Here is a 24,613-nt window from a genome sequence, read left to right as displayed (position 1 = left end):
GTAAATCCTCTCCTTTTCGCGGCCTGCGAGGTTAGCTGTCGGATTAGGGTCAAAGAGTAATCACCCTGCCGCTCTTGCGGCTTCACCCCATATAGGAATGGGTCCCCCGTGCTTTTTTATAAGAAGCTTCGGCCTATTCTAGTTTTGCTTCCAATCCTATTGAATGATTGAGATTGGTTGGAAACGTTTTTATTCTAACATGGGAGAATTGGGCATTCATGACGCAAATGTTTCCAGGTTAATGTTAAATTAAGCTTTTACTGTTAAAATAGGATGCTATTTACTCGGTGATCACTTTCGTATACTTGCTGTTGGTCGTTATGTAAACGGTCTTTCCATTCCACTTGATTTGATACCAATACGAGTTCGCTTTTTTGATCAATTCGGCTTTTTGGCCGAGCTGCAGACGTCCGACATCCGCGGAGCTCAAGCTTGCGGAAGCTTTCAGGCCCACCCATCCGTGCTGCGTAACGACATACTGTTTTTTGGCTTGCGGTTGGCTAGGCTGCGGCGATGGTGTCGGCTGTGGCGATGGTGAAGGCTGTGGCTGTGGTGTCGGCTGCGGCGTCGGTTGCGTTTGCCCCCCTGTAGGAGGCGTCCACTGCGGAACGGGCTTCTGCGGCGGAAGGACGTACGAATTCGGAATAACCGGCGCTTTGGCCGTATGTCCCGCCATCCCCTTGATCGCATCGTCAGGCAGCACGCGTCTCGCGGAGTTGAACTTTTCCCCCCACCAGTAGCCCCAGCCGTCCACTGTGCCGAGAGCCGTAGGGTTTCCATCTGCTCTTGTCCCGATCACGACAGGTTGTCCATCCCGATTCGTTCCCATATAGATGGCGACGTGGGAGATGGTGTCGTTTTGTTTCCACGTCAAAATGTCGCCGATGCGCAAGTTTTCAATGCCGGTCAGTTGCCACTTTCCGTTCACTTGCTTTTTTCCTACGCCTTGTACTTTCGTGCCGACAGTATCATAGCTAGCCGAAGCCCCCGTAATGCTGAACCCGAAATCTCCGAATACGAGCCGGGTGAAGCCGGAGCAATCCTCATATCCGTACTTGCCGTAAGCGTCCGAGCCGTGGCCGTACACCATATAGCCATTCTCCATATACCAGATGGCGCGGTCTACGATTTGATAGGCAAGCGTCCCGGACAAGCTCGCGTATTTCTGGCGGAAGTCCGCCACGTTGTACAGCTCGTCCTTCACATAGCTGTCCGCATGGATATATTGGTTATACTTGGTAATAGCGGCAGAAGTTGTCGTGGATGCGCTTGCAGAAGCAATACCAGTGGCTACAGCTGTAAGCCCCAGCGTCATGGCTAGCGTGAGGCTAGCAATCTTTTTCTTCAATATGTAGTCAGCTCCTCATTTGGTTGATAGTACCATCATACCAAGGTTGACTAAACGATTTCACTGGTACTTCTAACCAATAAAAGACCGCAACGGCGCGCGTTGCGGTCTGGACCGGACGAGAGAAGGCTTATGTCACTTTCTGGGGTTCCCGTAAGGATTCGACTTCCTTCTTGTATAAATCCCGGGCATATTGAAACGGTCTTTGGAAGCTTTGCTCCCACGCTTTTTTGCCATAGACTTGCCGAATGACGGCCCTTCCGGGCTTAATGTTGATCTCGAGCAGCCACAGCTTCCCGGATTTGTCGACGGCGAGATCGATACCCAGCTCGGTCAGACGTTTCATGTAGGATTTTTCCGTGAACTCCGGGATATAATTCGACACCTCGGTGATGGATTTGGTTAACGCTTCCCCTTTCTCCTCGCCGAACTCCTTTTTCAGATAACTGCCCGCTTCGTACGCGCTGCCGCCGCTCTTGATGTTGGACGTAATCGACTGCTTCCTTCCTTCGCGGACGGCCGTTCCCGTTAATTGCCAAGCCCCTTTGCTGTTTTTCTGCATCAGCGCCCGGATGTCGAACACTTGCCCGTTCTGGTTGCGAATGTCGATCCATTTTTGCATTATATGCCGGCCGCCGTTCTTAAGCACACCGCGAATGTAGGGGCCGAGCCGTTCCAAGGGCAAGCGCAGCGTAGGTTTGCCGTTCTGGTGCACGGTGAACCGGTCTTCGTCCAGGATGACCTTGACGATGCCGCGGCCGCCCCAGCCGTTAATGGGCTTCAGCATGATGCGCCCGTGTTTTTTCAAAAATTGGATGAACTGTTGGGACGTTTTGACCTGTTCGGTGGGCAGCAAGTAGGGTTTCAGGAAGTCGGACTCCAGCAGATGGCTTTGAATCTTCCACTTATTGCCCAGCCCGTAGCCGGTGAAGCGGATCTGCTTGGTCTTCTTGACGCGGCCGGCTTTCCCAATCGAAGCCGGCGTCTGATAGAAGCCGATGTCCATATTCATCTTCGGGTACGACGTGATTTGTCTGCGCCACGTGTCGCCCCGGAACACATAGCCGCGGATCAGCCCGCGCTCCAAGTCGACATCCTCCGGGGTATACGCGACAACTCCGCCGAATTGTTCCGCGATCGCGGCGCGAGCATGGCGCCGTAAACTGTCCGGATGCTTGATCCGGTGTGTCATGATGCCCAATAAATCGCTCATGCGGGTGCTCCTTTAAGTCAAACTTGCTTCATCCTATTCGCCCTGATCCGAAAGAGTACCTGAAATTGGGGGGCAACGATTTAACAAAACTTTTAAATAGCGATAACATTTCCGCTCCATAATGTAGGAAGGGAAGACACGTACGAACATGGACGGAGGAACGGATATGGGGAATGTGATGATGGAAGGGAAGCCGTCAAAGCCGAAACAGCCGCAAACCGCCAAGTACATAAACCGCGATCTCAGCTGGATCGAATTCAATCGCCGGGTGCTAGAGGAAGCGCAGGACGGGTCTACGCCGCTCTTGGAGCGAATCAAGTTCCTGTCCATCGTGTCCACGAATCTGGACGAATTCATGAGCGTGCGCGCAGCCGGACTGACCGATCAAGTGAAGGCGGGATACAACAAGGCGGATTTCACCGGCTATACGCCGGACGGGCTGTTGCGCCGCATCCGGAAACGGACGGGCAACATGGTGCAGGACCAGTACAGGACGTACCGGGAGCTGACGCGCACGCTGGGGAAGGAAGGACTCGTGTTCGCCGCCTACGACGATCTCAACGCGAGCCAGAAGAAGCAGATGGACCGGTATTACCACGATATCGTCTATCCGGTGCTGACGCCGATGGCGGTCGATCAGAGCCGGCCGTTCCCGTTGGTGCACAGCCTGCATCTGTATCTGGCTGTCGTGCTGCAGAAGGAAAGGGATCGGGAAGACGAAGAGCCGTACTTCGCCATCGTGCAGGTGCCGTCGAACTTGTCTCGCACGATACAGGTTCCGGGCCGTTCGAACAGCGTGAAGATGACGTATATCATGCTGGAGGACTTGATCGAGACGCATATCCAGTCGCTGTTCGCCGGTTATACGGCGCTGGCGGTGCATCCGTTCCGGCTGACTCGCAATGCCGACTTGACGCTGAATGAGGAAGGCGCGGAGGACTTGCTGGAGGAGATCGAGAAGGAGCTGCGCCGCCGGCGCTGGGGCTCCCCGGTAAGGCTTGAGGCCGCGAAGGGGATTCATCCCTACGCCTTGGACTTGCTGAAGGAGGAGCTGGAGATCGCCGACAATACATTCCTGATCGAGGGTCCGCTCGATCTGAGCTTCCTGATGAAATTCGCGGCGACGCTGCCGGGCTTCGACGCATTCCGGTATCCGAAGCTGGAGCCGGGGTACCCTCGAGAATTCGAGGAGACCGACGATCTGTTCGAGGCGCTCCGCACCGGGGACATGCTCCTGTACCACCCGTACGAATCGTTCGCCGCGGTCGACGATTTCCTCGAGCAAGCGGCCACCGATCCGGCCGTGATGGCGATCAAGATGACGCTGTACCGGGTGAGCGGCAATTCCGCGCTCGTCCAGTCGCTTGCGCGGGCGGCCGAGGCGGGCAAGCAAGTGACGGTCGTCGTCGAACTGAAGGCGCGCTTCGACGAAGAGCGCAACATCGCCTGGGCGCGCAAGCTGGAGAAGGCCGGGTGCCATGTCGTATACGGACTCGTCGGCCTGAAGACGCATGCGAAGATCACGCTTGTCGTCCGCCAGGAGGAAGACGGGCTGCGCCGCTACGTGCACGTGGGGACGGGCAACTACAACGGCAGCACCGCCCGGCTGTACACGGACATCGGGCTGTTCACCACACACCCGGACGTAGGGGACGACGCCACCGTCCTCTTCAATGAAATGACCGGCTACTCCACGCCGCACGATTGGAAGGCGTTCGGCGTCGCCCCAGCCGATATGAAGGCGAAGCTGTTCGCCCTTATCCGGCGGGAGGCGGAGCATGCGGCCGCGGGCCGGCCGGCCCGCATCATCGCGAAGATGAACGCCCTGTCACACCAGGAGATGGTCGATGAGCTGTACGCCGCCTCCCAGGCGGGGGTGAAGATCGACCTCATCGTGCGCGGCGTCTGCTGCCTGAAGCCCGGCGTGCCGGGACTTAGCGAGAACATTACGGTTCGCAGCATCGTGGACCGGTTCCTCGAGCATTCCCGGCTGTTCAGCTTCGACAATGGAGGGGAGCCGCAGGTGTGGCTGTCGAGCGCGGATTGGATGACCCGCAACCTGACCCGGCGCATCGAGTTGATGTGCCCGGTCGTCGACCTCAGACTGCGGGACATCGTGTTGCAGATTTTGCGCCTGAGCCTGATGGATAACGTGAAGGCCCGGCAGCTGCAGCCGAACGGTCAATACGTTCGCGCGAACAATGCGCTGACGCCGTTCCGGAGCCAATTCGAGGCGCTGGACGTCGTCACGTGGAAGCAGTGGCGTCCGTAACCTTCAGCCGCAGGCCCCACGCCTTGAACAGCTCCTTCTGCACCTGCTCCAGCTCCCGCACCTCGATGAGCGGAGTATGCGCGCACTCCCAGCGCAGCTCCAGCGTCATCTTGGCGCCGTATCGCGCCTGCAGCTCGCGAATCGGCTGCGTCTCGCTGCGGTCCAGGGCGATGGCGAGCCGCAGGAGGGAGCCAAGCCGGTCGATCATGAGGAGATCGGTACCCCCGAGCAGCTCCTTGTAAGGCAGCAGCAGCTGACGGCTGCGGTTCCTGGATTTGTAGGAAGCGATAAGCGCGCACAGCAGGGTCTCCCGGTGGGACAGCCCGTCGATCCGGGAGTGCGCCATCACGTAGAACGTATGCTTGTAATAACTGTAGTAATGGACCGTGACTCCGATCCGGTATAGCAGGGCGGCCGTCTGGATGTATCGCCGGGCCCGGTCACCGAACATCCGGTGCAGGCCCATGTCGTCGAACAGCCGGGTGGCCAGACGATGCACCTGCTCTACATGAGGCATCGGCACGGACGGATGCAGCGCCAGCAGGTTGCGCACGCTGTAGTCGAGCACATCGGGCACGATCGGCGTGTCCGGATATTCCGTTTCGAAGAACAACCCGTCGCGCAGGCCCGCGCCGCTGACCAAATAATGAGAGGCGCCTATATAGTTGAACACGGTATGGAGGATGAGCAGCCCGGCAGCGATGATGTCGGACCGGTCTCCGGACAGGCCGTCCACCTTTTTGCGCTTCTCTGCGGGGAGGGTCGGCAGCCATTGCACCAGCTCGTCCATCGCCTCGGCGCTCATTTCATAGTTGTGGGCGGTGTCCCATGCATATTTGCGACGCTTTTGGTCGATTTTACACAGTGAGCGAATGGTACCCCCCAGACCGATGAGGGGGAGCGCGGCATCGGCGGCGCGGCGCAGCCAAGTCTCGGCCGCCAGCGTCCGCTCGACGAGCGCCCGCAGCGCGGCGGCTTCGTCCTCGCCGATACAGCCGTCCGCGTCGTTGAACCGCTGGGCCATGTTCACGGCCCCGAACGGCAGCGAGACGCTGTGTCGGAGGCGGCGTCCAGAGAAGATCGAGATCTCCGTGCTGCCGCCTCCAATATCGATGACGAAGCCGTCCTGGATGTCGAATGTATTGATCATGCCGAGGAAGCCGATCCGGGCTTCCTCTTGCCCGGACAACACCTCGATCGTAAGTCCGGTGCGCTGCTCGAGATGATCCACGATGTCCCGCGAGTTGGCCGCATTGCGGATCGCCGCCGTCGCAACCGCCCGGATGGACTCTACGCCATGCAGGCGGCTTAGCAATTGAAAGTCGTTCAGAGTACGAATGACGGCATCCAGCTTGTCCAGCGGAATCGAGCCGTCGGGTTCGACCTTTCCGCTCAGTCGGGCGGATTGCTTGCTCTCGTCGATCACCCGGTGGGCGTGAGGGCCGATTTGCTCGTAAATGACGAGCCGAATGGAGTTGGAACCGATGTCTAGGATGCCGCTGCGCTTGCTTTTCATCAAAATTAGCCTCCAGCCGTCATTATATATGTATATTCTACCAAAAAAAACTTTATGGTGCTGATAATGAAGTTTTATGCCTCCTTTTCTTCACTTCTTGCCAAAAATCATTTATCATAGAACCTGATAAGCATTTCTTAGCACCTGTGGCACGAGTTATCGGTTCTATTTATAGCTTACCGTTAATCCCCATTTTGAACGCAAAGGAGCGATCAACGAATGACTGCAACTAAAGGTCTGGAAGGCATTGTAGCGACGACTTCTTCGATCAGTTCGATCATCGACGGCGTCTTGACGTACCGCGGAATCGACATCGACGATCTCGCCGAGCATGCGTCCTTCGAAGAAGTGGCCTACCTGCTCTGGTACGGCAAGCTTCCCACTAAATCCGAATTGGAACAGCTCCACAGCGCGCTCAGCAGCAATGCGGCGATCTCGGATTCCGTCCTTCAACAAATCAAATTGTACCCGCAAAATACGAATTCGATGGCGGCGCTCCGTTCGGCCGTCTCCGCCCTTGCTCTGTATGACGAGGAAGCGAACGACATGAGCCATGAGGCCAACCTGCGCAAGGCGATCCGCCTCCAAGCGCAGCTGCCTACGGTGATCGCGGCGTTCGCCCGGATCCGCGCCGGCCAGGAGCCGATCGCGCCGAAGGCCGGCGTATCGATCGCGTACAACTTCCTGTACATGCTGACCGGCAAAGAACCGGAAGCGATCGCGGTCGAGGCGTTGGACAAGGCTCTCGTGCTGCATGCCGATCATGAGCTGAACGCTTCCACGTTCGCGGCCCGCGTGACCGTCGCTACGCTGTCCGACATCTACTCCGGCGTCACCTCCGCGATCGGCGCCCTGAAGGGCCCGCTGCACGGCGGCGCGAATGAAGCCGTGATGGCGATGCTCGAAGAAGTCGGCTCGCTGGAGAATACCGAGGCCTACATCACCGAGAAGCTCGCGAACAAAGAGAAGATCATGGGCTTCGGCCATCGCGTGTACAAGAACGGCGACCCGCGCGCGAAGCATCTGCAGAAGATGTCCCGCGAGCTGGGCAAAATCACGAACAACATGAAGTGGTACGACATGTCGATCAAGATCGAAGAGCTGGTGACGGGGCAAAAAGGGCTGAAGCCGAACGTCGACTTCTACTCCGCCTCCGTCTACACATCGCTTGAGATCCCGCGCGACTTGTTCACGCCGATCTTCGCGATCAGCCGCGTCTCCGGTTGGACCGCTCACATTCTGGAGCAGTACGAGAACAACCGTCTCATTCGTCCGCGCGCCGAGTATACCGGACCGGTGAACCAGAAGTACGTGCCGATCGAGAATCGCTAATAATTGGCGATTCCACGATCCGTCTCATTTTGGCAGCATAACCGGGTGGTCCCGATCATAGGGTCTCATGCCCCCCGTACACCATTACATTCTCCACATAGCGAAGCTCTCCGGCCTTTGCCGGATTCCTTTGTGGGGGCACGAATTTATAGCAATAGTCGACTATTATTTTGGAGGGTACATTCATGGCACAATTCGAACAATTCTCGGCACCAACGGAAGGCGAGCGCATTACGATCGAGAACGGCAAGCTGCAAGTTCCTAACAACCCGATCATTCCATTCATCGAAGGCGACGGAACAGGTCCGGACATCTGGGCGGCTTCCAAGCGCATCCTCGATGCCGCGGTTGAGAAAGCTTACAAGGGCGAGAAGAAAATCGCCTGGTACGAAGTATTCGCCGGCGAAAAAGCGTTCAACAATTACAACAGCTGGCTGCCGGCCGATACGCTGACTGCGATCCGCGAGTACATCGTGGCGATCAAAGGCCCTCTGACGACTCCGGTAGGCGGCGGGATCCGCTCCCTGAACGTAGCGCTTCGTCAAGAGCTCGACCTGTACACTTGCTTGCGTCCGGTTCGTTATTTCACAGGCGTACCATCCCCGGTTAAGCGTCCGGAGCTCGTGGACATGGTGATCTTCCGCGAAAACACCGAGGACATCTACGCGGGTGTTGAATGGCAAGAAGGCTCGGCCGAAGTGAAGAAAGTGCTTCAGTTCCTGCAAAACGAAATGGGCGTCAAGAAAATCCGCTTCCCGGAAACGTCCGGTATCGGCATCAAGCCGGTGTCCAAGGAAGGCTCCGAGCGTCTCGTTCGCGCCGCGATCGAGTATGCCGTGAAGCATAAGCGCAAGAGCGTTACCCTCGTTCACAAAGGCAACATCATGAAATATACCGAAGGGGCGTTCAAGAACTGGGGCTATGAGCTCGCAGAGCGCGAATTCGGCGACAATGTGTTCACTTGGGAGCAATACGACCGTATCAAAGCCGAGCAAGGTGCGGAAGCTGCGAATGCTGCCCAAAAAGCAGCGCTGGCCGAAGGCAAAATCCTCGTGAAGGACGCCATCGCCGACATCGCCCTGCAGCAAGTGTTGACTCGCCCGACCGACTTCGACGTCATCGCGACGCTCAACCTGAACGGCGACTACTTGTCCGACGCTTTGGCGGCTCAAGTCGGCGGTATCGGCATCGCGCCAGGGGCGAACATCAACTATGTAACCGGCCATGCGATCTTCGAAGCTACCCACGGCACCGCTCCGAAGTATGCGGGTCTCGACGTAGTGAACCCGGGCTCCGTCACGCTGTCCGGCGTTATGATGCTCGAGCACTTGGGCTGGCTGGAAGCGGCCGACCTGATCTACAAAGGCATGGAGAAATCCATTGCGAACAAGACCGTGACCTATGACTTCGCTCGTCTGATGGAAGGCGCGACCGAAGTGAAATGCTCCGAGTTCGCGAACGAAGTAATCAAGAACATGGCGTAATGGCTCCACGGCCGCTAGCTCGGCCGGGAGACTCACGCGGGGAAATCGTGTTAGACGTCCGGCCGGCAAGATGGCCAGCAAATCGGGCGAATAACGCGATTTTCTCGCATTCATGGCCAAATGTCGGCTGGTGGCGGGTTAACTCGAAAAAAACGGGTTGCTGTCGGCTTACTTTTTCCAAAACTAAACTTTCGAGGAGGTACTTCTTCATGGCGATCAAACGCAGAAAAATTTCCGTTATCGGTGCTGGCTTCACGGGTGCGACTACCGCGCTTATGCTGGCGCAAAAAGAACTGGGCGACGTCGTCCTGCTCGACATCGCCCCGCTCGAGAACCCGACCAAAGGCAAAGCGCTCGACATGCTCGAGGCTAGCCCGGTCCAAGGGTTCGACAGCAACATAGTCGGGACGGCTAACTATGAAGATACGGCGGGCTCCGACATCGTCATCATCACCGCCGGCATCGCGCGCAAGCCGGGGATGAGCCGCGACGACCTCGTGACAACGAATGCCGGGATCGTGAAATCGGTCTGCGAGAACGTGAAGAAATATTGCCCGGATTCGATCGTCATCATCCTCAGCAACCCGGTTGATGCTATGACGTATGCTGCATTCGAAACGCTCGGCTTCCCGAAAAACCGCGTCATCGGCCAATCCGGCGTGCTCGACACCGCCCGCTACTGCACTTTCATCGCGCAGGAGCTGAACGTCTCGGTGGAAGACGTGCGCGGCGTAGTGCTCGGCGGCCACGGCGACGACATGGTTCCGCTCGTGCGCTACACGAACGTGGGCGGCGTGCCGATCGAGAAGCTGATCCCGGCCGACCGCATCGCCGCGATCGTAGCCCGCACCCGGACCGGCGGCGGCGAGATCGTGAACCTGCTCGGCAACGGCAGCGCCTACTATGCGCCGGCGGCGTCGCTCGTGCAAATGACGGAAGCGATTCTGAAGGACAAGAAGCGCATCCTGCCTACGATCGCGCTCCTCGAAGGCGAGTACGGCTACGACAAGCTGTTCATGGGCGTCCTCACGATCTTGGGCGGGGACGGCATAGAGAAAGTGATCGAGCTGGAGCTGACGGCGGATGAGAAAGCCGCCATGGACAAATCCGCCGCATCCGTGCGGAATGTGATTAAAGTAGTACAAGGGTAATTTCGATTTTTGATGTTGAAGTCTCGGGCCTTAGTGGGCCCGGGGCTTTTTTTGTTCGGAGATTCGCAACAAAGGAATGGGGGCGAACGTATTCATTTTGGAGTAATTTTACAAATCATGAGAGGTGGGCAGGTTCATGAAGAAGCTGTGGATCGGCATTTTGGTAGGGTTTGCACTGTCCTTCGCTACGATGGGGTATGCTTCGAATGTGGCGGAGACGGTCCTGTACCCGGTGAAATTGTACTTGAATGGTGAAGAGCAAACGCTCGGGGGCGAGTATGAGATTCTGAATTACAACGGGCACGCTTATGTGCCGCTCCGGTTTTTGGCCGAGCAGTTGGACGGCAAGGTGACGTTCGATGAGGCGGGGCCCTCGATCAACATTTCGCTCCATTCGCTCGGCTCGATTCCAATGAAGGGGTACACGGAGGAAGAAGCGGTTAAGAACGGGGACATTGTCCGCTACAAGGGGGTCTACCAAAACCTGGACAAACTGGAGCAATTCCGACAAAGTGTGTTGGCGAAACAATCGGATTGGCTGCGGGTGACCATTTCTACGATTGAGGGAGATCCACTGATTTTCGAGTTGTGGTACGACGGGAGGCGAATTTGGTTTTTGAAAGATTACAGCCGTGACGCCTTCGGTTATCCTTCCAGAACTATCGATGTTTGCACCCGATTCGAGCTGGAGGACGGAAAGTATTGGGTCACGGGCTGTGAGAAAACGGAGAGTACGGCTTTTCCGTCTCTAATGCCGAAGTCGATGGCGGGGACGGTTGGGAGGATGGAGGGCTAGAGGGCTGAAGAGCTCGAAGGCTGGGGGTGGAGTGTTGAAGGGTTGGAGGGCTGGATGGCTGGATGGCTGGATGGCTGGTTGGCTGGATGGCTGGAAGACTGGACGAACCGAATGGCGTGGAGGCTGGATAGCTGGATGGGCTGAATGGCGTGGAGGCTGGATAGCTGGATGCGCTGAGTGGCGTGTGCTGGGTGGTTATGACGGTGTGGTGGCCGTTTTGTAACCCAAAGTTGACTATTGGTAAGTCAATGTAAACTATTTTCTCAGGATGAGAGACAAACTGCACAGTTAGTAAATCTATGTTTGGTTAATAGTAAACCGCAGTTTAATATTAAGCGAAGATTGGTTTACTATTCGCCGAGAAAGGCGAGATGGGCGGCAATATTGTAAACCTAGGCGTACAAATAGTGAACATCGGTTTACACCCCTTGACCTTCACCTAAGGTGAAGCCTTACGGTAAAGATGCGATCCGTCGATAACGTAAGAGAGAGGGGTAAAACCACATGCCAGACCGTACGCCTAAGCAAAAAAACCTTCGGGTCCCGAACCGCACACCTGACGAAGAGCCGAACCGCACGGCAAATGTCACGCAGGACCAAACGTCGATCAGCACGCCAAACGGCATGCAGGACCAAACGCGCAATCAGACGTCAAACCGCACACCTGAGCATAAGAGAAACCGCACACCTGAGCAAGAGCAATACCGCATACCCGAGCCGGAGCCAAACCACACGCACATCTACAACCACGAGGCCGACCGCTACCACCAGCTCATCGCCAAGCAGCCGAGCCTGCTGCCCGTCCTCGAGGCGATCCGCCCCATCCGCGGGCTCGACGTCGTCGATGTCGGCGCCGGGACCGGGCGGCTTACGCTCGAGCTCGCGCCGCACGCCCGCTCCGTCGTCGCGCTCGACGCCTCGGCCGCGATGCTGGGCGTCACGCGCCGCCGGCTCGACACGGCCGGTCTCGCGTCCGAGCACGTGCGGACCGCGGTGGCCGACCACCGCGCCCTCCCGCTCGCGGACGGCAGCGCAGACTTGATCGTCGCCGGCTGGACGATCTGCTACGCCGTGCATGCGGGCGAGACTGCCGCCGACGCCAACCTCCGCGCGATCCTCGCGGAGATGAAGCGCGTGCTCCGCCCGCAGGGCACCATCGTCATCCTGGAGACGATGGACACCGGGGTGACGGCGCCGAACCCGCCGTCATCCTTGACCGGCTACTACGAGGCGCTCGAGCGGCAGTATGGGTTCCAGCACAAGTGGATCCGCACCGACTATACATTTGACAGCCCGGAGGAGGCCGCCCGGCTGACGGGCTTCTTCTTCGGCGCCGAGCTCGCCAAGCAGGTGCGCGCCCGCGGCCTCGCCACCGTGCCCGAATGCGCGGGGGTGTGGTGGCTCCAGCTGTAAACCGCGGCTGCCAAGCCTGCCTGTCTATTGCTATTGACAAGGCACGGAACTGTCCCCTACAGTTAGAGTAAGTTAACAAAAACGCATACTTTCCGCTCTCCCGCAGCGACCGGCCGGCGGGAGAACGGGACGCGACGCACCCAGTTAGGGTGTTTTTTTCTACTAGGTGACGGGATGATCAGGGGGAGGCAATAGAAGACATGAGCCGTAGACGAGCCAGTATCACCATATTTCGCAGCGGCCTGACGTTTCTGCTCGCGGCGCTATTAACGACCGCTTGTGACCGGGACGCCGCTCAGCCGGCCTCGTCGACCGGCAAGTCGCTCAGCAACCTGAATCCGACCGGCTTCCCGATCGTAAAGGAGCCGATTCGCCTCACGTTTTTCTCCCACAAATCCAACTCGAACACCGGCAATTGGAACGACGCGTTGATCTGGCGGGAATACGCCAAGATGACGAACATCACCGTCGACTTCCAGCTGACGAATGTGGACGTGCTGCCCGAGAAGCGCAACCTCGTCTTCGCAAGCGGCGAATTGCCGGACGCCTTCCACACCGCCGTGCTCCCGTCCAGCGATCTGGTTACCTATGGCAGCCAGGGGGTACTCATCAGGCTGAACGACCTCATCGACAAGTACGCCCCTAACTTAAAATCGTACATGAACCTCCATCCGGAAATCCGCAAGGCGCTGACGATGCCGGACGGCAACATTTACTCCTTCCCCAGCATGATCGATCCCGGCTTCACATCGGCGATCATCGGTTCGCAGCTGTGGATCAACGAGCCTTTTCTCAAAGCACTGGGCATGAAGGAGCCGCAGACGACGGAGGAGCTGTACCAGTATTTCAAGGCCGTCAAGACGAAGGACCCGAACCGCAACGGCATCGCCGACGAGATTCCGCTCGCGCTGTACGACATCAACTGGCTGATCGACCAGCTGAAGGGCTCGTGGGGGCTCGGCAACCGGGGGAACAACCACCCGAGGGTAGACGTCGATCCGGCTATGGGCAAGCTTCGCTACATCCCGGCCGATCCGGGCTACAAGGAGCTGCTTCAGTATATCAACCGCTACTACACGGAAGGTTTTTTCTACAAGGACGTCTTCACGACGAAACCGGCCGAGGTGAACGCGAAGTTCCCGGACGGGCTGTTCGGAGGCACGATCGGCGTCAATCCGAACGTCTCGATCCAAGGGGTGTCCGGCTACATCGGAGTGGGAGCGCTTACGGGACCGAAGGGCGACCGGCTGTTCTCCCGGGCGAAGTCGTTCGTGCCGTTGGCCGGCGGAATGTCGATCACGAGCAAAAATCCGTACCCGGAGGCGACGGTGCGCTGGGTCGACTACTTCTACGGGGACGAAGGCATCAAGATGTTCCTGCTCGGCGTGAAGGACAAGAGCTATGTGGAGAAGAACGGGAAGCCGGAATGGACCGAGGAGATCAAAAAAGACCCCGGGGCGATCGGCAAATACGTCACATGGGCGGGCGGCTGGTACCCTTCCGTGCTGAAGCAGCAATATTTTCTCGGCCACGAATCCGATCCGGAGAACTTGAGGGTGTCCGAGCGGATCAAGCCGTATATGCCCCAAGAAATATGGCCGTCGTTCCATTACACGAAGGAAGAGGTCGGCGCGTATTCGGCGCTGGAGTCGGATCTGAACAACTACGTAAACGAGATGACGATGAAATTCATCACCGGCAGCGTGCCGTTCTTGAAGTGGGACGAATATGTGGAGACGCTGAAGCGACTGGGCATGGAGCGGTACTTGAAGCTGTATGAGGCCGCTTACGAGCGGTACAAGTCGAGCTAAACGCCGGCAAGCCTCTACAAGAAATGCATTAGTTTTTCCAAGCCGAATCTTTAATTTGTGGAATGCCGGTATCCGAAGCGCGCTCTATAATGGGGGCGAGAGGATTCGCAACGGCTCAGAAAAGAGGGGTACATATCCAAACGATCAAAACGAAGTTGCAAGTCGCGTCCATCTTCTCGGATCAAATGGTGCTTCAGCAAGCGAAGCCGGTTCCCGTATGGGGAACCGGGACGAACGGGACTATGGTGACCGTATCGATACAAGGCCAATCGGCCAAGGCGTGCATCACGGACGGATGCTGGAAGGTGACCCTGCCGCCGCTTCAGCCGGGAGGCCCATTCGAGCTGGTCGTACAGGGCAAGAGCGAGGGCGCAGGCCAAGGCGACGAGGAACGCATCGTATGCACGGACGTCCTCGTAGGCGAAGTGTGGATCGCCGCCGGGCAGTCCAATATGGAGCAGCAGCTCCTGTTCACGGAGGACTGCGTTCAGGAAGCGGAAACCGGTACTCCGGCCCAAAGTGGAGCGGCCCAGATCCGCTTCTTCACGATCCCGCGGCGGCCGTTCGAAGGCGCGGTCGTCCCCGGATGGCATTTCATCGGTGCCCGGTCCGAGGAAGCCGCTTGGCAGCCGTGCACACCGGAGACGGCGCTTCGCTTCTCGGCGATCGGCTACTACTTCGCCAAGAGGCTGCAGCCGGGGCGCGGGGTGCCGGTCGGGATCGTCTGCTGCGCCTTCGGCGGGACCCCGATCGAGGCGTGGATGGACGATCGGGTGCTGGAGGACGACCGGAGGTTCCAGCCGTTGATAGAGGCTTACCGGGAGAAGGCCGGCCGGATAAGCGCAACGGAATACGAAGCCGTCTATGCGGACTATGTCCGGGCGGCGGACCGGATGATCGAGGAACGAGGGGATGTCGAAGGGCGGGTACGGCAGCTGGGTCTGGATGGATACCGGGACTGGGTGAAGGAACATCCGCTCCTGTGGCCGGCCCCGCCGATGGGACCGAAGCACCCTCAGCGGCCGGGAGGCTTGTACCGGGCGATGCTGCGGACGGTCGTCCCTTTTGCAGTGCGCGGGGTACTGTGGTACCAGGGCGAGAGCAACGTCGGCGCTCCCCATCTGTACGCCGACCTGCTGTCCGCGATGATCGGCAACTGGCGCCGCGACTGGGAGACGCCGGACTTGCCGTTCCTCCTGGTGCAACTGCCGGCGTACCTGCCGGGCGGGCAGGCGGGCGGGACGAATTGGGCGGAGCTCCGCGAAGCCCAGCGGCGCACCGCGGCGGACATTCCGCACGTAGCGATGGTAGTCGCACTGGACTGCGGAGAAGCGAGTGACATCCATCCCGTCCGCAAGCAGCCGATCGCCGAGCGGCTAGCCCTGGCTGCGCAAGCGGTCGTCTACGGGGAGGATGCTTCGTACGAGGCTCCTGAGTGTATAGCGATGGAGATTACGGGCGCTCGCGTGCGGCTGACGTTCGATAGCCGGGGCGGCGGACTACGAACCGGAGACGCAGCGGCAACCGGCCACGGCGGGCATGCAAGGCTGACCGGATTCACCCTATCCGGAGCGGACGGCGTCTACTGCGAAGCCGACGCCGAGCTGCTCGATCCGACCACCGTCGCAGTATGGTGCGATAGCGTGGAAAGGCCCCACAGCGTCCGCTACGCTTGGAACGATTGGCCGGCGTACAGTCTGTTCGGCCTGAATGGGGTGCCGGTCGGGCCGTTCGCGATATAAAGTCGAATCAGCAGGAGCCGTCCGCATGAGAATGAATCCGTTGCCCCAAGCGAATCTGCGCACGAAGCTGGTGCTGCTGTATGTGCTGACGATCGTCATTCCTCTCGTCGTGATCGGCTACATCGTGATGTCCGTCTATGGGAGCAAGGTGGTCGAGCAGACGACAAGCATCACCCAAGAAAATACGGTCCAGACGGCCCGCAACCTGCAGGTGCTGCTCGCCCAATACGTCGATATCGTTAATCGGCTGAGCTACGACCAGCAGCTGAACGACTATTTGACCCCTTCGCGGGTATACAAGACCGATCTGGAGAGCATAGACGCCTATTCGCTATATTTGAAGCCGGCGACGTTCTACGATTACAACTACAAGGAACCCGACGCGCAGATCAAAATTTTTTTCCACAACGAGACGCTGCTCCAAGACGGCATCATGTTCGTACATGCCGATTATGAGGTGCAGAATCTCGCGGAGTACCGTTCGGCGCGTGCGGCGGAAGGACGCCTCGTGTGGGGAACCGCCCGAGGCCGTATCTACATCGCCCGGGCGATGTATACCGCGCAGGGACAGCTCTCCGCGGTCGTCTCGCTGCAAATTCCGGAGAACCGGCTCTATTCGCTTATCGCTGAGAGCGAGAAGAGCGAGAGGACGGTGCTGATCGCCGACAGCCGGGGCACGGTCATTACAGCGAGCCGCCGCGAGCTCATAGGAGGCTCCCTGCTCGGGCAGGCATACTTCCGTCCGCAGGCCCAGGCATCCGCCCCGTTCGACTACGTCGATCGAGCAGCAGGCCGGTCGTTCAAGGTCATTGAAGAAAGCCTCGGCGACGGACAGCAGTTCCTCGACTGGCGGCTGATCACCTTGGTCCCGCTCGACCGGATTATGGATGAAGAGCACCGGATCCGACGGCTGTTTCTCCTCGCTACGCTTGGCGGACTGCTCATTTCCTGCATCCTGTTCCTCTGGGTGCTGAATCGAATCACCAAGCGAATCAAGCGGCTCGTGAGGAAGATGCAGACGGTGAAGAACGGCAGCTTGTCGGTCATGCAGGAGACCGGGGCTTCCGACGAGATCGGCGCACTGACCCGCAGCTTCAACGACATGATCGAGCATCTGCAGCGCTCCATCTACGAGAACTACGTCGTGAATCTGGAGCTGAAGGACATCACGATCCGCAAGCAGGAGGCCGAGCTGTACGCGCTGCAAAACCAGATCAATCCGCATTTTCTGTTCAATACGCTGGAGTCGATCCGCATGGGGCTGCACAACAAGGGAGATTCCGAGACGTCCGTCATCGTCCTGAGCTTGTCGAAGCTATTCCGCAACACTTTGTACACGCAAGGGGAATTCGTCCGATTGGGCGAGGAACTCGAGATGATCGGCAGCTATATGTCCATTCAACAATACCGCTTCGGCGAGCGTATCCGGTACGAGGTGGAACTGCCGGAAGCGCTGGAGGACGCGACGATCCCGAAGCTGACGGTGCAGCCGATTGTCGAGAATGCGGTGAAGCATGGGATTGAAAGCGTCTGCGGCAACGGCACAATCGCCATCGTCGTCCGGCAGATCGGTCCCGATGCGATGGAGATTGAAGTGCAGGACAACGGAGCCGGCATTACGCCCGAACGGCTCGCCCAGCTGGAGAAGGAGCTGGCGGCTCGGGATATGAAGAAGGCGAGCGGCATCGGCCTCAAGAACGTGCAGGACCGGCTGCTGCTCCATTACGGCGCTCCATACGGCCTTACGGTGACCGGGGGCGGAGCCGGTGTCAGCGTCAAACTCACCATGCCGATTCGGCTCGAGGAGACGAGACAAGAGACGAGAAGAGCGGGAGGATGACAGCCATGTTCAAAGCCCTCATCGTGGACGATGAGCCGCAAATTCGCAAAGGTCTCCGCACGATTATTTCCTGGGAGCAGTACGGCTTCACCGTAGTAGGGGAGGCGTCGGACGGGATGGACGCTCTTCAAGCGGCGCGCGAGCAGCAGCCCGATCTCGTCATTACCGACGTCCGGATGCCGCGCATGGACGGGATGGAGCTGTCGCGGGAGCTGCGCAGCGTGCGGCCCGACACGCAGGTGCTCGTGCTAAGCGGCTACAATGAATTCGCCTACGCGAAGGAGGCGCTCCGGCACGGGGTCGCCGATTACTTGCTGAAGCCGGTCGATCCGGCCGAGCTCGGCCGCTCGCTCGAGCGCATGTACGACCGGCTGTGGGGGCGCCTGCAGCAGGCGATGAAGGAGAAGGAGAAGGCGGGCGCGCTCAGGCAGTTCTTCCTGAACAAGCTCATGCGGGGGGAAGTATACGGCGACCCGGTCGAGGCCGCCCGGAAATACGGGGTTCGGCTGCAGGCGGACCGGTTCGCCGTTATGGTCGTGTCGATCGACCGGTACGGTGAATTCCTCGTCTCCTTGCCGGGCGAGGAGATCGGCTGGAAACGCTATGCGATCGGCAACGTGATCCAGGAGCTGCTCCCGCCGAACAGCTACATGTTCGATCTGTCGGAGCAGCGGTTCGGCGTGCTCCTGACCGGGACGGAGGAGTCGGTCCGCCAGTACGGCCGCGCCACGGCGGAACGGATCGCCGCCAGCACGATCCAATATGTGAAGGAAGAGGTGACGGTCGGTCTGGGCGAGACCGTGCAGCAGCCCGCGATGCTCCGGCACGGCTGCCAGACGGCGTTGACGGCGCTCGAGCACAAGTTCCTCGTCGACACGGAGCGGGTGTTCGTCTACGATGCGCAGGAGCGGAGCCGCCCGTTCGAGGAGATTCCGTGGGACGACACCGGCCTGCTCCAGGCGATCCGGGACGGGGCGGAGGCCAGGCTGCTCCAGGAGACTGGGCGGCTGCTGGCTCCTCTGGAGGGGCGGTATGCGGCGCGGGACACGGTGAAGTATGCCGTGCTGTCGACCATCATGCGCCTCGCGAAGATGACGGAGGAATTCCACGGCGAATGGCAGGCGCTGTACACCGGGAAGTTCAGGGAGCTGGAGCGTATCTTGGAGCAAGGGGTCATGAAGCAGCTGAACGCTTTCCTGTACGAGCTCGGGCTGGAGATCTGCCGGCATATCGATACGGTGCGAAACCGGAAGACGGACAGCCGGGTGCGCGACATGATCGGCTACATCGAGCAGCATTACGCGAGCGAGCTGAACCTGAAGGAGCTGTCCAAGCTGTTCTACATCAATACGGTGTACCTCGGGCAGCTGTTCAAGAAGGAGACCGGGGAATATTTCAACGACTATATCAACAAAGTGCGGATCGGCCATGCGAGCCGGCTGCTGGCGGAGACGAGCTGGCCCGCGGCCGAGATCGCGGAGAAGGTCGGGTACAAGTACGTCGACCATTTCTACCGGCAGTTCAAGCTTACGTTCGGGATGAATCCGGGCGAATACCGGCGGACGCTTCCCGGGAGGGGCGCGCAATCTCTTTAGTTTAACCAATGGACTCATAAGATTTATGGAGTGCCGCCACGCTCGACGAAATCTATAATCGAGTCAAGAAGCGGCCTGACGACTACATGGAGGAGCGGTTCAGATGCGGACGAGGCGGATGAAGGTGCTGCGAATCCCGGTTGCGTGCTTCCTGATGATCGGGGTGTTGACCGGCTGCTTCGGAATCCATGAGGGAACGGAGGGAGATCGCGGTACGACGGATGCGGGCGAGTCGCCGGACTGGACGCCGGTCACGCTGACGGTATTCGGAGCGGCGAATGCGGCCGTATTGCGTCAAGCTTATCAGGAAGACGAGGTTATGCTGGAGCTGCAGCGGAGAACCGGAGTGAAGCTCGATTTCAGCCCCGGACTGAACGTAACGGACCCGTCGGTGAAGCTGTCCGTCATGCTGGCCAACAAGGAGCTGCCTGACATCGTCATCTATAACGCTATGACCGACCGGTCGAAGGTGCTGAGTGCGAAGGTGGCGATGCCGCTCGACGAGCTCGTCGACATGCACGGCCCCGATATTCGCAAGAACGCGGCAGCGGCCTTGAGCATCTCGAAGGCGAATAATTCCGACGACACGCACCGCCTTTATGTTTTGCCCGGCGGGGTAGGGGACGTACAATTCTCTCCGCTCACAAACGACAATGCCTGGAACTTGCGCTGGGACTTGTACAAGAAGCTTGGTTATCCGAAACTGGAGACATTGGACGACCTGCTGCGGGTGATGGAGCGGATGCAGCAGCTGGAGCCGATGAACCGCGACCGGAAGAAGACGTTCGGCCTGGGCCTGAATCTCGCGGACGTCTCCGGCCACCTCATGCTGGACCGGCCGATCGCCAATCTGCAGGGCTACGTCCAGGCGTCCTCCAACGATGCCTACCTCGAGATGGGCACCGGACGGCTCGTTCCCCGCGTGTCGGACCCCGGGAGCGTGTTCTGGAAGGCGATGAAATTCTACAATCAGGCGTACCGCCGAGGGCTGCTCGATCCGGAGTCGGCTACGATGAAGGGCGTGACGCTGACCGAGAAGTACAAGACCGGCCGCTACCTGGCGAGCCCTTCCCACGCGTCGCTTGGCGGAGCGGATTCGGTCTTCCTGTCGAACGGGGATACGGACAAGGGCTTCGTGCCGTTCCTGATCGAGGCGAACCCGAACCATATATTCGCCGGTCAGGCGACGTACAACGGCAATCCGTATGAGCTGTTCATCCCGAAGTCGAGCAAACAAGCGGAAGCGGCGATGAAGGTGATCAATTACTTGTACTCGTATGAAGGCGCGGAGCTGCTCTTGAACGGAATCGAGGGCAGACATTACGACATGGCGTCCGGGGTGCCGATCGTTCGAGAGGCGGAGCTGACGGCTCGGCGGACCGATCCGAACCAATATTTGCGCACCGGTATCGGGAAGTATGTGAGCCTCATCCGGTTCAATCCGTCGCTCGATCCGCGCGGGTTCCCGGCCAAGTTCGACAATGTGCCCGAGACGCTGAAGCGGCTCGTCACGCCGGTGCAGCGGGATTATATGGACCACTACGGCTATAAGACGGTAACGGAGCCGTTCACGAAGGTGCCGACGTATGTGTTCGATACTTCGCTGCTGGGCAGTCTTTCGGCGAAGCCGGGCAGCGATATCCAAGCGATGGAGCAGCAGCTGGACGCCTACTTGACCGCGAATGTGGCCAGAGTGATGTTTCAGAAAACGGACGAGGAGTTTGAAAAAGCTAAGCTGAAGTTCCTCGAGGAGTACAAAGCAAAAGGGGCGGAGTCGGTATTCGCCTACTATGAGACGAAATATCGGGAAGCGATAGCGACCTTGGGGCCTTGAACGGCCTTTTAGGCGCGGCTCTCTAGTTAAGCGCTTACAATTTATCGGTTGGGAGCCAAATTTGAAGAGATGAGGTGTGCATGCATGCTGCGTCAATCGATCAAATGGTGTTTTCTATGCCTGGTTGCGGTAACTCTCTTGCTAGTCCCCGGCGTGTATGGAATTCCCGGAGGCGGGGATCGTGCCTATGCGAGTTCTACTGTGCCGGCACTGACGGTGACAGAGATATTGGCCAATTCCAATGGCGATTCTTCCTCGATCACGGATTCCTACGAGTATGTCGAACTGAAAAACAACACGGGGAGCAGCATCGATCTGGCGGGGTACAAGTTTATTTTCTGGTACACGCCTACGGCTTCGGTCACATGGGATTTGACAGCGAGCCAGACGCTGGCGGCAGGAGCGGTGCGGGTCGTCTGGATCAAAAACACGTATGCCCAAGGCAAGACGCTCGCTAACTTCAACAGCCATTACGGGACAAGCTTCACGAGCTCCACCTTGTATACGCTCGATCTGGGGGCGAACGGAGGGCTCGGCAACACCGGGTTCAAAAAGCTGATCGTGGCGACGGATGCCGGCGACGAAGTATGTACCGCCCTCTATAACGACCGGATCGCGACCAGCACTACGCTCGACGAGGATGCGGTTACGGAGAACGGCAGCATCGTCTATCAGTTCCCCGACTACTTGGTGGACGGCAACAAGAAGATGCGGAAGGTGGCGGCGAATCAGAAGCCGACCCCGGGCACCGTTCCGTCCCCGCCGAACATTTGGATCACCGAGCTGATGGTGAACTCGTCCAGTCCGGTCGACGACCTCGAGGCGTTCGAATTTATTGAGCTGTACAACAATACGGGCTCCGCGATCGATCTGGCCGGATATACGATCCGCTATTACTGGGATTACGCCAACCCGGCGAATTATTACGATTACAATTTGACCGCGAGCAAAAGCATTCCGGCTTACGGCTACATGGTCGTCTGGACGCGCGGGACTCAGAGCTCCGGCTATACGCTTGCGCAGTTCGCGGATCATTACAATTTGGCGAGCACCTACTTGACCTCGGCGAAGGTGTATGAGCAGACGGTGACCCAGACGCAGGGGATGGGCAATGGCGGGCAAAAGAAGATCGAGCTGCGTACGGACGGCGGGACGGTCATCGTCGATGCGACGTACAACGACGGGACGGCGAGCCCGGGCAGTACGACGATCGATACGGCGGCGGATACGAGCGTAACCTACGGGTTCCCGGTCGACGGCACGAAGAGCATGCGGAAGCAGCAATACCCGACCCCGGGCAGCCCGTACAACTTTTACAACGGCCAGCTGCACAACCATACGGGGCATTCCCACGAAGGCTCGACCGCGCCGACGAACACTCCGGCGAACGCTTATCTCGCGGCCAAGGCGGAGGACGGCGACTTCTACGGCCTAAGCGACCATTCCGAACGGATGGACGGCGGCGATCCGAACGTGGCGAACGGCGAATGGGCCGACAATAAGTACCAAGCGGATTTCGCGACCGAGCCCCATCAGTTCTCCGCCTTCGCCGGGTTCGAGATGACGTACAATACGGCCTCCGGCATCTGGGGACACTCGAACGTGTTCAATGTGCCGTGGATCGTCGACCGGCACGATACGATCGGCGGGGTGCAGTACAACATGCATCACCTGTGGGACGACTTGGCCGAGAACCCCGAGGCCGTGCTGCAGTTCAACCACCCGAGCGGATATTGGGGCGATTTCGAGGATTTCGCGTACTACAACGAGGCGGCCGACGATCAGAGCGCGCTGTATGAATTCCAGGCCGGAACTCTGATGCTGGAGCACTTCGACAAATACTTCCGGGCGTTGGACCGGGGCTGGCATGTCTCGCCGTCGCTGAACAGCGACATTCACAACGAGACGTGGATGCAGAACGACGACCGGACGATCGTCCTGGCGGAAGCGAACACGCGGGAGGCGATTATGGACGCGATCCGCGCCCGGCGTACGTATGCGACGTTCGGCGACCGGGACTTCAAGCTGACATTCGAGATCAATGGCAAGCCTATGGGCTCCCGCCTGACGAACCCGGGGTCGACGCTGAACGTGTCGGTTCTGGCGGCCAACCCGACGAACGATGCGATCTCCAAGATCACCCTCTACGGTCCCGGCGGCCAAGGGATCGGCTCTCAGACGTACAGCTCACGCATGGCGCATTATACGGCTTCAATTCCTCCTCGATACGCCTACTACTTCGCGAAGGTCGAACAGACGGACGGCGATTGGGCGGTATCGGCGCCGATCTGGATCGCCGATGCGCCTCCGATGGAGCTCGAGATGAGCACGCAGTCTACCGCTGTAGCAGGCGTGCCGGTGCAGATCAATGCCGGTGTGACCAACACGACGGGCGGTACCTTATCGAATGTGCTGGTCGAGTTTTATAAGGACGATTTCACGACTTCTACGGACAATTACACCGCGGCGAATAAGCTGGGCGATGTCACGCTGGCGTCGATCGCGTCCGGGGCAACCGCGACCGCTTCCTCCACGTGGGCGCCGGCCGGCGGAGCGGGGACATATACGGTATTGGCCCGGGTGACCGCGACCGTTGGGGGTGTCTCCAAGTCGGTCACGGGCGGCATTCATCTGCCGGAGCTGTACATCACGGAGATTGTCGCCAATTCCCCGGGAAATACCGGCGTCGACGACGGGAATGGCGTAGGCGATTATGTCGACGAGGATTATGATTTCATCGAAGTGTACAACAACTCGAAGAATATGGTGAATCTGAAGGATTACAAGCTGAAGGACACGTATGAGACGCCAGTGGATATTACAACGGACTTCTATGTGCCGGCCAAGACGGCTAAAGTGATCTGGTTCAAGAAGACCGGCAGCACGAAGACGCTCGCCCAGTTCAATGCCGCGTACGGCACAAGCCTGACCTCGAGCGATGTCCTCGAGCTGTACCAGACGAGCGTCGCGCGCGCCGACAATCCGCTGCGGTATAGCGGCATGGCCCGCATCGAGCTCGTGCGCGATTCGGACGGCGTGAGCATCCTGCAGGCGCGGTACAACAACGGCACGAATACGCGCGAGGTGCACGGACCGGCGGGGACGCACGGGACGGACCCTTCCGTGGACGGCAGAGCGCTGAAGTTCAAGTACCCGGTCGACGGGTCGTACTACTTGCAAGAGATGAGCGGAGGCAACACGCCGACGCCGGGTACGGTGACGAGCGATCAGATTGCGCCTTAGCGCATATAGATAGACTAGAAGCT

General features: G+C 58.9%; 15 protein-coding genes and 1 riboswitch. Of the genes, 12 read left to right on the top strand and 3 right to left on the bottom strand.

The window, feature by feature from the left end; genetic code table 11:
• Nucleotides 1–5: 5 nt before the first annotated feature.
• Nucleotides 6–144: riboswitch (cyclic di-AMP (ydaO/yuaA leader) on the bottom strand.
• A 136-nt stretch (nucleotides 145–280) separates the two neighbouring features.
• Together ACI5FR_RS31135 and ACI5FR_RS31130 are read right to left on the bottom strand one after the other, a co-directional pair.
• Entirely contained in the window at nucleotides 281–1,348 is a 1,068-nt protein-coding gene (locus ACI5FR_RS31135; RefSeq protein WP_405461776.1) for an NlpC/P60 family protein, read from the bottom strand.
• Between the two features lie 130 nt (nucleotides 1,349–1,478).
• Nucleotides 1,479–2,561: a YheC/YheD family endospore coat-associated protein gene (locus ACI5FR_RS31130; protein WP_405461774.1), complete on the bottom strand. Its 1,083-nt coding sequence runs from the start codon at nucleotides 2,559–2,561 to the stop codon at nucleotides 1,479–1,481.
• Nucleotides 2,562–2,727: 166 nt separating this feature from the next.
• Between ACI5FR_RS31130 and ppk1 the strand changes: the two genes are divergently transcribed.
• A complete protein-coding gene (ppk1, locus tag ACI5FR_RS31125) occupies nucleotides 2,728–4,833 on the top strand; it encodes a polyphosphate kinase 1 (protein WP_405461772.1) in 2,106 nt (701 codons plus the stop codon).
• Here ppk1 and ACI5FR_RS31120 read toward each other — a convergent pair.
• The gene (locus ACI5FR_RS31120) at nucleotides 4,808–6,349 is read right to left on the bottom strand and encodes a Ppx/GppA phosphatase family protein (RefSeq protein WP_405461771.1); all 1,542 of its coding nucleotides are present in this window, start codon (nucleotides 6,347–6,349) and stop codon (nucleotides 4,808–4,810) included. The genes ppk1 and ACI5FR_RS31120 overlap by 26 nt on opposite strands.
• A 219-nt stretch (nucleotides 6,350–6,568) precedes the next feature.
• Between ACI5FR_RS31120 and citZ the strand changes: the two genes are divergently transcribed.
• The 11 genes from citZ to ACI5FR_RS31065 all read left to right on the top strand — a co-directional run bounded on the left by citZ (nucleotide 6,569) and on the right by ACI5FR_RS31065 (nucleotide 24,590).
• Complete coding sequence (citZ, locus tag ACI5FR_RS31115; protein WP_405461770.1) at nucleotides 6,569–7,681, top strand: citrate synthase; 1,113 nt, start codon at nucleotides 6,569–6,571, stop codon at nucleotides 7,679–7,681.
• A gap of 185 nt (nucleotides 7,682–7,866) precedes the next feature.
• Nucleotides 7,867–9,165: an NADP-dependent isocitrate dehydrogenase gene (gene icd, locus ACI5FR_RS31110; RefSeq protein ID WP_405461768.1), complete on the top strand. Its 1,299-nt coding sequence runs from the start codon at nucleotides 7,867–7,869 to the stop codon at nucleotides 9,163–9,165.
• 209 nt (nucleotides 9,166–9,374) lie between these two features.
• On the top strand, nucleotides 9,375–10,316 hold the full coding sequence (gene mdh, locus ACI5FR_RS31105) for a malate dehydrogenase (RefSeq protein ID WP_405461766.1): 942 nt from the start codon (nucleotides 9,375–9,377) through the stop codon (nucleotides 10,314–10,316).
• A 136-nt stretch (nucleotides 10,317–10,452) separates the two neighbouring features.
• Complete coding sequence (locus ACI5FR_RS31100) at nucleotides 10,453–11,112, top strand: DUF4362 domain-containing protein (protein ID WP_405461764.1); 660 nt, start codon at nucleotides 10,453–10,455, stop codon at nucleotides 11,110–11,112.
• A 504-nt stretch (nucleotides 11,113–11,616) separates the two neighbouring features.
• Nucleotides 11,617–12,525: a class I SAM-dependent methyltransferase gene (locus ACI5FR_RS31095; RefSeq protein ID WP_405461762.1), complete on the top strand. Its 909-nt coding sequence runs from the start codon at nucleotides 11,617–11,619 to the stop codon at nucleotides 12,523–12,525.
• A 200-nt stretch (nucleotides 12,526–12,725) separates the two neighbouring features.
• Nucleotides 12,726–14,336 (top strand): type 2 periplasmic-binding domain-containing protein, encoded by a 1,611-nt coding sequence (locus ACI5FR_RS31090; protein WP_405461760.1) that lies wholly within the window; start codon nucleotides 12,726–12,728, stop codon nucleotides 14,334–14,336.
• An 89-nt stretch (nucleotides 14,337–14,425) separates the two neighbouring features.
• Nucleotides 14,426–16,078 (top strand): sialate O-acetylesterase, encoded by a 1,653-nt coding sequence (locus tag ACI5FR_RS31085; RefSeq protein ID WP_405461758.1) that lies wholly within the window; start codon nucleotides 14,426–14,428, stop codon nucleotides 16,076–16,078.
• 25 nt (nucleotides 16,079–16,103) lie between these two features.
• On the top strand, nucleotides 16,104–17,918 hold the full coding sequence (locus ACI5FR_RS31080) for a sensor histidine kinase (RefSeq protein ID WP_405461756.1): 1,815 nt from the start codon (nucleotides 16,104–16,106) through the stop codon (nucleotides 17,916–17,918).
• A 5-nt stretch (nucleotides 17,919–17,923) separates the two neighbouring features.
• A complete protein-coding gene (locus ACI5FR_RS31075; RefSeq protein ID WP_405461754.1) occupies nucleotides 17,924–19,513 on the top strand; it encodes a response regulator transcription factor in 1,590 nt (529 codons plus the stop codon).
• 103 nt (nucleotides 19,514–19,616) lie between these two features.
• The gene (locus ACI5FR_RS31070) at nucleotides 19,617–21,347 is read left to right on the top strand and encodes a type 2 periplasmic-binding domain-containing protein (protein WP_405461752.1); all 1,731 of its coding nucleotides are present in this window, start codon (nucleotides 19,617–19,619) and stop codon (nucleotides 21,345–21,347) included.
• An 84-nt stretch (nucleotides 21,348–21,431) separates the two neighbouring features.
• Nucleotides 21,432–24,590 (top strand): lamin tail domain-containing protein, encoded by a 3,159-nt coding sequence (locus tag ACI5FR_RS31065; protein WP_405461750.1) that lies wholly within the window; start codon nucleotides 21,432–21,434, stop codon nucleotides 24,588–24,590.
• The last annotated feature ends 23 nt before the right edge of the window (nucleotides 24,591–24,613 follow it).

This window comes from Paenibacillus sp. HJGM_3 (assembly GCF_045062745.1).
In the GTDB taxonomy this organism is placed as follows: domain Bacteria; phylum Bacillota; class Bacilli; order Paenibacillales; family NBRC-103111; genus Paenibacillus_AA.
This window is presented reverse-complemented; position numbering and strand designations above follow the sequence as displayed.